Source organism: Halomonas aquatica (genome assembly GCF_040196335.1).
GTDB lineage: Bacteria > Pseudomonadota > Gammaproteobacteria > Pseudomonadales > Halomonadaceae > Halomonas > Halomonas aquatica.
Genome location: NZ_JBEGCJ010000003.1, coordinates 107774 through 121461, shown reverse-complemented (window position 1 = coordinate 121461; position 13688 = coordinate 107774). Strand labels below are relative to the sequence as shown.

At 66.4% G+C, this 13688-nt stretch carries 11 protein-coding genes; all 11 read right to left on the bottom strand.

Features of this window, described 5'->3' with window-relative positions:
• Positions 1–137: 137 nt before the first annotated feature.
• Positions 138–1334, bottom strand: a complete 1197-nt coding sequence (locus ABE960_RS06820) for an O-succinylhomoserine sulfhydrylase (RefSeq protein ID WP_349761502.1) — start codon at positions 1332–1334, stop codon at positions 138–140.
• Between the two features lie 11 nt (positions 1335–1345).
• On the bottom strand, positions 1346–2869 hold the full coding sequence (gene purF, locus ABE960_RS06815) for an amidophosphoribosyltransferase (RefSeq protein WP_349761501.1): 1524 nt from the start codon (positions 2867–2869) through the stop codon (positions 1346–1348).
• A gap of 78 nt (positions 2870–2947) precedes the next feature.
• Entirely contained in the window at positions 2948–3532 is a 585-nt protein-coding gene (locus tag ABE960_RS06810; protein ID WP_349761500.1) for a CvpA family protein, read from the bottom strand.
• 2 nt (positions 3533–3534) lie between these two features.
• The gene (locus ABE960_RS06805) at positions 3535–4188 is read right to left on the bottom strand and encodes an SPOR domain-containing protein (protein ID WP_349761499.1); all 654 of its coding nucleotides are present in this window, start codon (positions 4186–4188) and stop codon (positions 3535–3537) included.
• Positions 4189–4196: 8 nt separating this feature from the next.
• Entirely contained in the window at positions 4197–5531 is a 1335-nt protein-coding gene (gene folC, locus ABE960_RS06800; RefSeq protein ID WP_349761498.1) for a bifunctional tetrahydrofolate synthase/dihydrofolate synthase, read from the bottom strand.
• 9 nt (positions 5532–5540) lie between these two features.
• Positions 5541–6557 (bottom strand): acetyl-CoA carboxylase, carboxyltransferase subunit beta, encoded by a 1017-nt coding sequence (accD, locus tag ABE960_RS06795; protein ID WP_349761497.1) that lies wholly within the window; start codon positions 6555–6557, stop codon positions 5541–5543.
• Between the two features lie 72 nt (positions 6558–6629).
• Complete coding sequence (trpA, locus tag ABE960_RS06790) at positions 6630–7433, bottom strand: tryptophan synthase subunit alpha (protein ID WP_349761496.1); 804 nt, start codon at positions 7431–7433, stop codon at positions 6630–6632.
• Between the two features lie 15 nt (positions 7434–7448).
• Positions 7449–8663 carry a tryptophan synthase subunit beta gene (gene trpB, locus ABE960_RS06785; RefSeq protein ID WP_349761495.1) on the bottom strand — a complete coding sequence of 405 codons (1215 nt, stop codon included), beginning with the start codon at positions 8661–8663 and terminating at the stop codon, positions 7449–7451.
• A gap of 60 nt (positions 8664–8723) precedes the next feature.
• Positions 8724–9368 (bottom strand): phosphoribosylanthranilate isomerase, encoded by a 645-nt coding sequence (locus ABE960_RS06780; RefSeq protein ID WP_349761494.1) that lies wholly within the window; start codon positions 9366–9368, stop codon positions 8724–8726.
• A gap of 83 nt (positions 9369–9451) precedes the next feature.
• The gene (truA, locus tag ABE960_RS06775) at positions 9452–10366 is read right to left on the bottom strand and encodes a tRNA pseudouridine(38-40) synthase TruA (RefSeq protein WP_349761493.1); all 915 of its coding nucleotides are present in this window, start codon (positions 10364–10366) and stop codon (positions 9452–9454) included.
• 6 nt (positions 10367–10372) lie between these two features.
• Positions 10373–13489 carry a FimV/HubP family polar landmark protein gene (locus ABE960_RS06770; protein WP_349761492.1) on the bottom strand — a complete coding sequence of 1039 codons (3117 nt, stop codon included), beginning with the start codon at positions 13487–13489 and terminating at the stop codon, positions 10373–10375.
• Positions 13490–13688: the final 199 nt, after the last annotated feature.

The following is a 13688-nucleotide window of genomic DNA, read 5'->3' as shown; positions in this document are numbered from 1 at the left end:
TACACAGATGAGATGGAGACGCGGGACAGGAGTTCAAGGGCAGAGGAAGGCCTCGAGCGACAAGCGCCTGCCTAGAAGGGCAGGCGCTCGTGTCGGACGGAAGGCGTGGCCCTAATAGGGCCTGTCGGTACCGGCAATCACACCAGGGCGTCGAGCCCCCGGGCCAGGTCGGCGCGGATGTCTTCCATGGCCTCCAGGCCGACTGCCACGCGGATCAGCCCCTCGGTGATCCCGGCGGCATCCTTTTGCTCCTCCGAGAGACGACCATGGGTGGTGGTGCCGGGATGAGTAATGGTGGTCTTGACGTCACCCAGGTTGCCGGTGATGGAGATCATCCGTGTGGCGTCGATCACCGACCAGGCCGCCTCGAGACCTCCCTTCAGCTCGAATCCGAGCACTGCACCGAAGCCCTGCTGCTGACGGCTGGCGAGCTCGTGCTGTGGGTGGCCGTCCAGACCGCTGTAGTGGACCCGGGCCACCGCGGGATGGCCCTCCAGCCACTCGGCGAGGATTCGGGCGTTGTCGCAATGGGCGCGCATGCGCAGGTGGAGTGTCTCGAGACCCTTGGTGAAGATCCAGGCATTGAAGGGGCTCAGGCAGGGCCCGCAGGTACGCACCACGCCGAACACTTCCTCGAGTTCCTTGTCTCGACCCACCACGGCACCGCCGATCGCCCTGCCCTGTCCGTCCAGGTATTTGGTGGCGGAGTGGATGACCAGGTCGGCACCCAGTGCCAGGGGCCTCTGCAGCGCCGGCGTCAGGAAGCAGTTGTCGATGGCCAGCAGCGCATCGTGACGATGGGCGATCCTGGCCAGGGCCGCGATGTCCACCACCTCGGAAAGCGGGTTCGAGGGAGTCTCGGCGAACAGCAAGGCCGTCGCCGGGCCGATGGCCTCCTCCCAGGCCTCGAGGTTCGACAGCTCCACGTAGCGGGTGGTGATGCCGAACTTGCCCAGGTACTTGTCAAACAGGCTGACCGTTGAGCCAAACAGCGATCGGGATGCGACGATCTCGTCGCCGGACGACAACAGGGCCAGGGCCGTGGCCATGATCGCGGCCATGCCTGAGCTCGTGGCCACACAACGCTCGCCCCCTTCCATGGCCGCCAGGCGCTGCTCGAAGGTGCGCACGGTGGGATTGGTGAAGCGCGAGTAGATATTGCCCGGCTCCTCGCCGCTGAACTTGGCCGCCGCCTCGGCGGCGCTGCCATAGACGAAGCTCGAGGTCGTGAAGATCGGCTCGCCGTGTTCCTGCTCGTGGGTGCGCTGGTGGCCGGCACGAATGGCCAGGGTCTCGAGCTCCCACTCCAGCGCTGGTGTGTGATCCTGCTGCATGACGGGCCCCTTCAGTCCTCGATGTCGTCTTCCTGGTTGTGCATCCCCACCAGGGCATGGTCGCCGGCGCTGCGCTGCTGTTTGGCATCATCGCTGCGCGAGGCCTCCAGGTCCGCCAGGTAGCGGTCGTCGATGTCACCGGTCACGTACTGACCGTCGAACACCGAGCAGTCGAAGCCATCGAGATTGGGGTTCACATCTCGACAGGCCTCCTTGAGGTCATCGAGGTCCTGGTAGAAGATCCGGTCGGCACCGATCAGCTCGCCCACCTCTTCCTCGCTGCGGCCATGGGCGATCAGCTCGCTGGCCGCCGGCATGTCGATGCCGTAGACGTTGGGATAGCGCACCGGCGGGGCGGCAGACGCAAAGTAAACCTTGCGGGCGCCTGCCTCCCGGGCCATCTGGATGATCTGCTTGCAGGTGGTCCCGCGCACGATGGAGTCGTCCACCAGCAGCACGTTCTTGTCCTTGAACTCGACGCCGATGGCGTTGAGCTTCTGGCGGACCGACTTCTTGCGCTGAGTCTGGCCCGGCATGATGAAGGTCCGCCCGATGTAGCGGTTCTTCATGAAGCCCTCGCGATAGGTCACGCCGAGGTGCTGGGCGAGTTCCAGGGCCGAAGTCCTTGATGTATCGGGAATCGGGATGACCACGTCGATATCATGCTGCGGCCACTCGTTCTGGATACGGTCACCGAGCTTGCGGCCCATCTGCATGCGGGTGCCATAGACGTAGGCACCATCGAGGATGGAGTCGGGTCGCGCCAGGTAGACATGCTCGAAGATGCAGGAGAACAGCCGAGGATCATCGGCACATGACTGGGTATGGATGGTCCCGCTCATGTCGACGAAGATCGCCTCGCCCGGGTCCAGGTCACGGTGCAGATCGAAGCCACCTACGTCGAGTGCCACCGACTCGGAGGCGATCATCACCTCCTGCCCCTGTCCCTCATCCCGGGTGCCGAACACCACCGGGCGGATCCCGTAGGGATCACGGAAGGCCACGAGGCCGACGCCATTGATGATGGCCACCGCGGCATAGGCTCCCCGGCAGCGGCGATGGACGCGGCGCACCGCGTCGAAGATGTCGCCGGGCTCCAGGTGCAGCCCCTGCTTGCCGAGTTCATGGGCGAAGACATTGAGCAGCACCTCGGAGTCGGAGCTGGTGTTGATATGGCGCAGATCGGAGGAAAACAGTTCCTGCTTGAGCTGGTCGGAATTGGTCAGATTGCCGTTATGCGCCAGGGTGATGCCGTAGGGCGAGTTGACGTAGAAAGGCTGGGATTCCGCCTCGCTGGAGGAACCGGCGGTGGGATAGCGCACATGGCCGATGCCAAGGTTGCCCTTGAGGCGGGCCATGTGGCGAGTGTGGAAGACGTCCCGCACCAGGCCGTTGCTCTTGCGCAACAGGAACCGGCCGTCATGCCAGGTCATCATGCCGGCGGCATCCTGTCCGCGATGCTGGAGAACCGTCAGGGCGTCATAGATGCCCTGGTTCACCGCTTGCTTGGCCATCAGGCCCACGATACCGCACATACCACATTACCTCGCTTGCCTGGAACTTGCTTTAATGGAGTAGGGACCGGGCCATGGCGACCGTCCCGGATTCGCTTGTCAGGGAGTCGTCGCCTCATCGGGACTTTCCGGCGTGGCCTCGGCGGGCGACGCCTGCTGTGCACCCGGAAGCGAAAGCTCGTCCAGCGACGGCGGCTCGGGCAGGCGACCTTCCCAGGCCTCAAGCTGGCTCACCGCCAAGTCGCGAAGCTGTTCGAAGGTCGGTCTCAGTTGGGCCTCCTGCCATGCCTGAAGCTGCACCAGTGGCGTCAGGCTCAGCAAGATGGTCGCCAGGACCAGTATTGCCGCCCCCTTGGCCATGCCGAAGGCGGCGCCGGTCACCCGGTTCAGGAACCCCATCCCTACCCATTCCACGGCAGCATGCACCATGCGGATGATGATGCCGCAGAGCAGGACCACCGCGAAGATCACCAGCACGAAGGCCAGCACCAGACGACCATCGGCATTGTCGATGATCCCGGACAACAGCTCCGCCACGGGTTCCGCCAACAGCCGCGCCGCCAGCAGGGCGATGATCCAGGCGGCCAGCCCCAGGGCCTCTCGAACCAGCCCGCGCAGGAAGCCGGCAAGGCCCATCACCACCAGCAGCGTCAGGAAGGCCCAATCGATCCAGGTCAGTGCCATGATCAATTGTCCGCCCGCACCAGCAGGCCCTGGAGGTTGTCCCTGGACTTGAGTTCACCCATCACTCTCTCTCCCTCCCGGGAGGTGGCGAAGGGGCCGACGTAAACGGTGGTCAGGCCGTTGTCACGGACACGACTGTAGACGGGCAGGCCCCGCTCGGCGAGATTCGACTCCAGTCGCCGGGCATTGGACGACTCACCGAAGCTGCCCACCTGCACCGCCCATTCACCCTCGGGGACGGCGTCGATCAACTCGTTTCGCTGCTGTTCCTGCTGACCGGCCAGACGCTGGTCGGCGGCGCGCGCCAGTTCGGCGATGGGATCCACGGCCGGCTCGTCGCCAGGCTCTGACGCCGCGGACGCGCGCGTGCTCTCCGGCGATGTCGATTCGGTATCGACCACGGGCTCGGCGTCCGGCGCCATCGTCTCCTCCCCTGAGGCGGGAGGAGACGATGCTGCTGCGGGAGACTGAACCTGACCAAGGCTTGCCGGCGGTTCAGGGTCGGGCAGATCGCGACGCTGAACCTCGACCGGTTGTTCGATGGTCATCACCGGCTGGGGCCGCTCGCCGCGAGGCGCCGGCTCATCGAACAGCATCGGGATGAAGATCACCGCCAGGGCAATCAGGATCACGGCTCCACTGAGACGTTCTCGCATTCCGTATTTCATCTTGCTCCCTCGATGCGCGTGGCTTCCTCTGCAGTCTGATCCGATGCCTGTTCGGCTGCCAGCTGCCACTCCAGCACGGCGGCGACGGTCAAGAAGGAACCGCAGACCAGTACGCGATCCTCGGGCTCGAGCCGGGCCGACAGCCAAGCGGCCGCCTCGGCGGGCGAATCCCCGCGGCACCACACTTGAGCATCCTGGAGTGCCAGGCGATGGGCCAGATCATCCGCCCCACGGGGCCGTGCACCCCCGAGGCTCACCGGCACCCAGGCATCCACTACCGGTGCCAGGGCGGCGATCACACCATCCGCATCCTTGTCACCGAGCATGCCGATCAGGCCGAAGGTGCGTCCCGAGCAGGGGCGTGCCGCGATTCCTCGCGCCAGGTAAGCCGCGGCATGGGGATTATGACCGACATCCAGGCACCATTGCCCCCGCCACTGCATGCGCCCGGGCAGCCGAACCGTCGACAAGGCGCGGCGGCAAGCACCCTCCTCCAGCGCCACATCAACCAGCGCCAGGGCCTGCAGGGCGCTGGCGGCATTGTCCAGCGGCAGGCCGGGATCGGGCAGTCCATCAAGATCGATGGCGAGACCGCCGCCATCCTGCCCGGACCAGCGCCAGCCCTCGCCCTCTCCCTGGCACAGGAAGGCCTCACCCAGTGCCACCACCCTGGCCCCCTGTTGGTCGGCCACCGCCCTGACACTGGACGGAAGCCTCGTACTGCCCAGCACCGCGGGACGGCGGGGTCGCAGGATACCGGCCTTCTCGCGTCCGATGCCCTCGAGGTCGGTACCGAGGAAGGCGGCATGATCATGGGCCACGGTGGTGATCACCGCGACGTCCGGGTCGATGATATTGACGGCATCCAGGCGCCCACCAAGCCCCACCTCGAGGATCGCCAGGGCGGGTCGACTCAGGGCGATCGCCCTTAGCGCACCCAGGGTCCCCACCTCGAAGTAGGTCAGGCTGATCGGCTCACCGACGAGCCGCGCCGACTCCACGGCTTCGAAGCCGGCGATCAGCGTGGCGTCATCGGCCTGCCGGCCGTCCAGGCGCAGGCGCTCGTTGTAGCGAAGCAGATGCGGGGAGGTATAGGCCGCGGTGGAGAGGCCATGGGCCAGGGCCAGCGCCTCGATCATGGCCACGGTCGATCCCTTGCCGTTGGTACCGGCGACCGTGATGATGCGGGGGGCCAACGGCTCCTCGAGAAGCCCCATGCGACGTGCAACCTCGGCCACGCGTTCGAGGCCGAGGTCGATGCCGACCGGATGGGCCGCTTCGAGCCGGGCCAGCCAGCCAGGAAGCGTATCGGGAAGGGCGTGGTCGCTCATGCCGATCGGTCAGCGCGGCGGGTCGGAACGTTCGCCGTACTGCTCGGCGTCGCTTCCCGCACTCCACTGGACGTCCTTATCGGACGCCATCTCCTGCACCTCCTCCTGTTCGGCCTGCTCGGCCGCCTGGACCAGGTCCGGCTCGTCGGTGACGGTCTCCTGACCGACCATGGGCCAATGGGTCAGCTTGCGCAGCACCCCCCCCAATCGAGCGCGAATCTCGCCTCGATGGACGATCATGTCCACGGTGCCATGCTCGAGCAGGAACTCGCTGCGCTGGAAGCCCTCCGGCAGCTGCTCGCGAACCGTCTGCTCGATGACCCGCGGGCCCGCAAAGCCGATCAGCGCATTGGGCTCGGCCACGTTGAGGTCCCCGAGCATCGCCAGCGACGCCGAGACGCCACCGAACACCGGGTCGGTGAGCACCGAGATATAGGGAACGCCGGCCTGCTTGAGCTTCTCCAGGGCCGCCGATGTCTTGGCCATCTGCATCAGCGAGAACAGCGCCTCCTGCATCCGCGCGCCGCCGGAGGCGGAGAAGCAGATCAGCGGGATGCCCTCCTCCAGGGCGACGGTGGCGGCACGCACGAACTTCTCCCCCACCACGGCCCCCATGGAGCCGCCCATGAAGGTGAATTCGAAGGCCACGACCACCACGGGCAGTCCCTCGAGGGAACCACGCATGGCGATCAACGCATCGTTCTCGCCGGTCTCCTTCTGGGCCGCCGCCAGGCGATCCTTGTACTTCTTTGAGTCGCGAAACTTGAGGCGATCCAGCGGTTCGAGCCTGGTCGCGATCTCCTCGCGCCCTTCCCTGTCAAGGAACCAGTCGAGTCTCTTGCGAGCCGTCAGGCGCAGGTGATGGTCACACTTGGGGCAGACGTTATGGTGCTTTTCCAGTTCGGGGAGATAGAGTACCGCCTCGCACTTGGGACACTTGCGCCACAGGCCGTCGGGGACGCTCGCCCGGCGATCCTTGCGCTGGATGCGGCCCACCGAGGGCACGATCTTGTCTAGCCAGCTCATGTCAGAAACACTTCCGTATAGGCTGATGCCCCGGGATGAACCAGAGGCAGGGTCGATTCGTTGGCGATGGGATCAGGCGTCCAGCGCCTGGCGCATCTCCCCCAGGACCGCCTTGAGGGCGGCGGGGATCGCCTCGGGTTGTTCGGCGTTCTCGGCGATGCGGCTGACAAGGGCCGAGCCGACGATCACACCATCGGCCACCTTGCCCACTTCCGCCGCCGAGGCGCCATCGCGAATACCGAAGCCCACGCACAGCGGCAGGTCGGTCATCTCGCGCAGCGGCGCCAGGTGCTCGGCCACGTCCTCGGCATTGAGTATCGCCGAGCCGGTAACGCCCTTCAGCGAAACATAGTAGAGATAGCCCTCGCCATGGGCGCATATTGTAGCGGCCCGGGCACGGGAGGTGGTAGGGGCGACCAGAAAGATCGAGGCAAGACCACGGGCCTTGAGCAGCGGTCCCACCTCGTCGGCCTCCTCCGGCGGCATGTCGACGATCAGCACGCCGTCGACGCCGGCCTCGGCGGCCTGATCGGCGAAGGCCTCGAGGCCGATGCGCTCCACCGGGTTGAGATAGCCCATCAGCACCACCGGGGTCTCGCTGTCGGTCCGGCGAAACTCGGCCACCATCTCGAACAGATGGGAAAGCCGCACGTGGTGCCGGAGGGCCCGCTCGCAGGCCTTCTGGATCACCGGGCCGTCGGCCATGGGATCCGAGAACGGCACGCCCAGCTCGATGATATCGGCCCCCGCCGCCACCAGGGCGTGCATGAAGCCGACGGTGTACTGGGGTGCCGGATCACCGGCAGTGATGAAGGGAATCAGTGCGCGACGGCCCTGGGCCTTGAGCGCGGAGAAGCGTTGGTCGATACGATTCATGGTCTGCGCCGTCATCTAGAATTCGATCCCGTCGATCTTTGCCACCGTCATGATGTCCTTGTCGCCCCGACCGGAGAGGTTGATCACGATGTTCTGATCGGGACGCATGGTGGGAGCCAGCACCTTTGCATAGGCCAGGGCATGGGCGGTCTCCAGCGCCGGCATGATGCCCTCGACGCGGGTCAGCTCGCGAAACGCCTCAAGGACCTCGGTGTCGTTGGCGGCCACGTAGTTGACCCGCCCCACGTCCTTCCACAGGGCGTGCTCGGGGCCGACGCCCGGATAGTCCAGACCAGCCGAGATCGAGTGGGTATCGGAGACCTGCCCTCCCTCGTCGGACATCAAGTAGGTGCGATTGCCATGCAGCACGCCGCGGGGAGCGCCGGAGGCCAGGGGCGCGGCATGGCGCCCGGTCTCGACGCCATCGCCCCCGGCCTCGACGCCGTACATGGCGACGTCATCGTCCTCGACGAAGGGGTAGAAGAGGCCCATGGCGTTGGAGCCGCCGCCCACGCAGGCGATCAGCGCATCGGGCAACTGGCCGAACTCCTCGAAGGACTGACGGCGCGCCTCGCGGCCGGCCACCGAGTTGAAATCGCGCACCAGCATCGGGTAGGGATGCGGTCCCGCCACGGTGCCGATGATGTAGAAAGTGTCATCGACGTTGGTCACCCAGTCGCGCAGCGCCTCATTCATTGCATCCTTGAGGGTACGGGTGCCGGACTCCACCGGGATGACGTTGGCCCCCAGCAGGCGCATGCGGTAGACGTTGAGCTTCTGGCGCTGCACGTCCGCGGCGCCCATGTAGACCTCGCACTCCAGGCCCAGGCGCGCCGCCACGGTAGCCGTGGCCACACCATGCTGGCCGGCGCCGGTCTCGGCGATCACCCGTGGCTTGCCACTCTTCTTGGCCAGCAGCGCCTGGCCGATGGTGTTGTTCACCTTGTGGGCGCCAGTGTGGTTGAGGTCCTCGCGCTTGAGCCAGATCTGTGCCCCACCGAGCTGCTTCGACCATCGCTCCGCATGATAGAGCGGTGACGGGCGGCCCACGAAATGGGCCAGGTCATAGTCGAATTCCGCCTGGAAGGCCGGGTCATCACGAAGACTCAGGTAGGTCTTCTCCAGCTCATCCAGGGCGAAGCTCAGGGTCTCCGAGACGAACCGTCCGCCATAGGCGCCAAAATGGCCGCGGGCATCCGGCAGTCGGGTCAGGTCACTGAACTTGCTCACGAAAGACACCTCATAGGGTCGCCAGAAGGGGTGTAGGAGAAACAGGGTTATATGATTGGTTCAAGGGTCGGAACGTTGATCATCGGCCCAGCGCACGGCCCGCAGGAAAGCCGCCATGCGGGCGGTTTCCTTGACGCCGGGCGCGGCCTCTATGCCACCGGAGACATCCACCGCGAAGGGGCGAACGGCCGCTATCGCCTCGCCCACATTATCCGGCGTCAGGCCTCCGGCGAGGATAACAGGTTTTACCAGGCTTGCGGGGATTCGCGACCAGTCGAAGGTCTCCCCCGTGCCGCCCGGCACGCCCGGGCGATAGGCATCGAGCAGCAGAGCCCGAGCGCCCCGATAGGTCTCGGCGGCGGCGTGAAGGTCCAGACCATCACGCATGCGCAGCGCCTTGATCCAGGCACGCCCCGCCGCCGCGCAGGTGGCGGGGGACTCGTCGCCGTGGAACTGCAGCAGATCAAGGTGCGCGACACAGCGATCGACCAGCGCCGGTGACGGGTCGACAAAGAGCCCCACCCGGGTGACGAAGGCCGGGATCCGGGCACTCAGCTCGGCAAGCCTCTCCGGATCAATGGCGCGACCGCTTCCCGGCCAGAGCACGAAGCCCAGGGCATCGGCGCCAGCCGCTACGGCGGCGTCGACGTCCTCCTCGCGGGTGAGGCCGCAGAACTTGACGCGGGTACGAGTCGGAATCGGCATGATGGCATCGGTCTCCGGGTATGTCAGGAACTCAATCGTGAAGCAGGTGACGCTCCCACCGGGAGGCGCCGGCCAGGGGACGGCTACGCATCGGCGGCCACAGGTCCCCCGCGGCGAAACTCGACCATCGGGCAATCGGGCAGGGCCCGCTCGCCGGTCCACTCGCCAAGGAAGGCCAGCAGGTTGGGTCCCAGCGGTTCCCGGGGAAGCCCCCATCGCTCGTCATAAAGCGAGTCGACGAAGTGCAGGCCACAGGCCGGGGCGGTCACGTCCGCCAGGGAACGGTCCTTGAGGGCCATGAGCTCGGTCAGGTAGCTGTCACCCTGCTCACCCCGCCCCACCGTCACAAGAGCGCCGACGATATTGCGGATCATATGGTGCAGGAAGGCGTTGCCCTGGACATCGATGACCACCAGGGGGCCATGGCGATGCACCTCGATGAAATGGAGGCGACGCCAGGGGGTCTTCGACTGACAGCCGGCGGCCCGGAAGCTCGAGAAGTCATGTTCGCCCACCAGGGCCTGAGCGGCCCGGTGCATGGCATCGGCATCCAGGGGATCGCGGCACCAGGTGGCGTTGGCCCGCTCCAGCACCGGCCGGCTCGGCTGGTTGAGGATCACGTAGCGGTAGCGCCGCGCCAGGGCCTTGAAGCGGGAATGGAAGTCGTCGGGGACCGGCTTGACCCAGCGCACCGCGACATCCCGGGGCAGGTTGGCGTTGACGCCGAACACCCAGGCCTTCTCGGAGCGAGGGACCGGCGGGTCGAAATGGATGATCTGTCGGGTCGCATGCACGCCGGAGTCAGTGCGCCCACTGGCGTGGACGGTGATCGGCTGGCCCGCGGCCACCTTAGCGAGCGCGGCTTCCAGGGCGGCCTGCACCGAGGGAGAATGCTTGAGACGCTGCCAGCCGCAGTAGCCACTGCCGTCATACTCCACCCCCATGGCCAGGCGGCCAGTGAGGGGGTGGCGTTCATCGAGATATCTGAAAAGGGTCATTCGGCCTCATGGCGAGTGTTGGTCAAGCCATTCGCGGGCCTCCCTCCTGACATCCGGATCGTTGGACTCATCGATCAGGCTTTCGAGGAGTGCCCGGGCCTGGCCGGACTCGCCGGCATCCAGTAGGCGCCGCGCCTCTGCCAGTGTCGAGGTGGAGGAAGCCGCCGCGGAAAAGTGAGCATTATCCCCCGAGAGCGGCGGGAAGGCCACCTCCTCGACGTCCCAGTCCTCGGGTACATCACGACCGGACCTGAACCTGGACGCCGGGGTTGTCTCACCCGCATCGGCAGTGTCGCCGGCATCTCCGGTCTCCGACGGCGTGAAGTCCACACTGGGCTGCATGGGCGTCTCCTCGCGAGGAGCAGATTTCTCCTCCAGGGCCGGCGGAAGATAGTCGATGAAGTTGCTTCCGTCTTCGGACTGGGTCGTCTCATGCGCCGATCGTGATGGTTCATCGGCAGCCGACTCCGGCGGCGTCTCATCTTCCGGCCCAGGGGCGGCGAGAGGATCGGCCGGCGAATCGGGGCCCGACTCGATATCGGGAGGACGATAACCCTCCAGGGGGCCGGATGGTTCGTCGTCGATCGATGGCTCGCCGTCAACTGCCTGCGGAGTCGGTTCATCCGACGGGCCACCGAGAGGATCAGGCCGCGCATCGGCCGGCGACTCGGGAGGAGAATCCAGTTCGGGAGGACGATAACCGGCCAGGGGGTCGGACAGCTCGTCGTCGATCGATGGCTCGCCGTCAACTGCCTGCGGAGTCGGTTCATCCGACTGGCCGCCGGCCGAATCCTCACGGGAAGGCTCCATGGGCTTCGCCTGCGGCGGCCCATCCCGACCGGAATCAAGGGGAGGCTCCGGCCGGACATCATCCGGCGTCTCGGGACCGGACTCCGGCTCGGGAGGGCGATAACCGGGAGGTGGCACAGACGGTTCGTCGTCGATGGATGGCGCATCCGGAGTGGCTTTCGGGGCCGGATCAGCCGATAGACGGTCTGACGGATACTCGCGGGAAGGCTCCCTGTCACTGTCGGAAGCACCCCCATCGCTGGTCTCGTCTGGATCCTCGTGAAGGTCCTCGTGAAGATCGAACCGACGGGGCGGCAACTCGTCGGCGACGGGGAAGACGGCCCGCTCGGGAAGGGGATGAGCCGGACCCTCAGGCGGCTTCTCGGAACCCGTCGGCGGCTCGGCATCGGTCGTCGAGGAACGCTTCTGATGGCGCGTCATCAGCTGCGCCACCTCGGCCTGGATATCCGGGTCATCGCCGTCGCGCAACTGCTCGGCCTGCCGCTCCGCGGCAGCGTGATCTCCCTGCTCAAGCTGCACCCGAAGCAGCTTGAGTCTAAGGTCGTCGCGGCCGGGTTCTCTGGCAAGGCTTGATTCAAGCAGTTCGCGCGCCTGATCGTAACGCCCGTAGGCGATGAAGATATCGGCCTCGTTGATGGCCTCGGCCTCGGGCATGGAGGCACGCACCGACGACTTCTGACCCTCGTCGCGAACGTCGGCCCTCTCGGTCGTACCGACAGCATCCGGCATCACCACACCGCTGGCCGTAGGATCCAGGGGCTGCGCCTCGTTGAACACCGGTGCTGGCGCCTGCTCCCGACGGCGACGGCTGCGCAACAGGGCCCATAGCGCCAGCAGGGCCGCCAGTCCGGCACCACCCAGCATCAGGTTGCGGTCGATCGCACCCTGGTAGAGGGCGCCCCACCAAGGCGTCTGCTGGGTAGGCGGCGGCTGGCTACCGGGCGCCACCACGCCGCCAGTGCCCGCGGCATCGACACCGCTTCCCCCGGCAGTCAGGCTGGCCAGCTGGTCACGCAGGGCGTCCAGCTCCTCACGCAGATCACCGAGCTCGGTCTGAAGCTCATCACGCTCGTTACGCACCGCCTCCAGCACCTCCCGGTTGTCCAGCGAGCGTTCCTCGAGGCGCAGCAGCCGCTCGTCCTCGGTGAGCTCGCCGGCCCCCTGAATCGATGCCAGCACCTCGGGATCGATGAACGGGCCTTCTCCACCAGTGCCAGGCGCGAGCGCCAGGGAAAGGAACGTGCCCTGCCCATCCTCTGCCGGAGCCGATGAAGCCTCCCCCTGCACGACCGACAGGCTCTCTGCCGATGACAGCCCCTCCTCGGTGGCCACCTCGGCATCGCTGAGAAGTGTCAGCCGCTGTCCGGGCTCGCCGGGAACTTCCCGCTCGCTGGCCACTTCGGCCGTCGCCGGCTCGGACGAGGCGGCGTCGGGGCTTCCCACAGGCGCAACCTCCTGGTCCTCTGTGCTGGCCACCGCCGACACAGGGGCGGTGGCGCCGAGTGGCACGCGCGCCGGCGCCCCGTTCCCTCGATTGGCCCAGGCCTGGTTCATGGCCTGGACGAGGCGGTCCGCCTCAGCAGAGGTGCGCGCCGCAATGACATCACGAGAAGGCACCACCAGAGTAAAACCGGCGCGCATAGCGTTGATGTTGCCGGATGAGAAGACCTGCGGGTTGGCTTCGACCAGGGCCAGCATCATCTGATTAATGCTGATGCCGCTATCCGGCCGCAGCCGGCCGGCAACGGCCCAGAGGGTGTCGCCGCTGCGCACCCAGGCAGGATCGCCCGAACCGGCCGCGACCGATGTACGGGCCACGGCACGAGAGGCAGGCTCCGGGGACGACGCAGACGAGCGCGGGATGGCCGTGGCCTCCCGAGTCGCCCTGGGAGATCCACTGACCAGGGCCGGGAGCCGATCATAATCCGGCGGATCGAGCAGCAGGGTCACCTCCCGGAGTTGCTGTCCTCCGGGCCAGTCGAAACGCAGTAACAGGTCGATCCAGGGTTCGCGAACGGCACGCTCGGTGGTCAGGTCGAGCATCAGGCGCCCCTGACGCCGGGTCACGTCCATCTTAACGCTGGCCGCGAGCGGCGTGCGCGGGAGTCCTGCCGCCGCGAAGGCCCCGTCATCGGCCACGGAGACATTGAGCAGGTCAGCCTGCAGTCCGGCACTGTCCGTCAGTGGAATGCTGGCCCTCAACGGCGAACTGAGCGTCGAGTTCACCTCGGCCTCCCCCAGGCCGAGGGCCAGCACCAGGGGGCTGGCGGCGGAGAGAGAAAGCAGCATGGCAAATGTCAGCTTGCGTTTCATCGGGTTCCCTTGCGTCGTTGCTCCACGCCACCTCAAGCCGGGCGACGGAATGGTCATATATTCTTGATAGTCATGAAGACTGTGTAACACATTCTACGTAATGACGCGCCCTACCCGTCCATCAACGGGCATCATACCTTCAACATAAGACATTGATCGCGGCACGCGCGAATCCCCCCTCACTAACGAAAAACGGGGT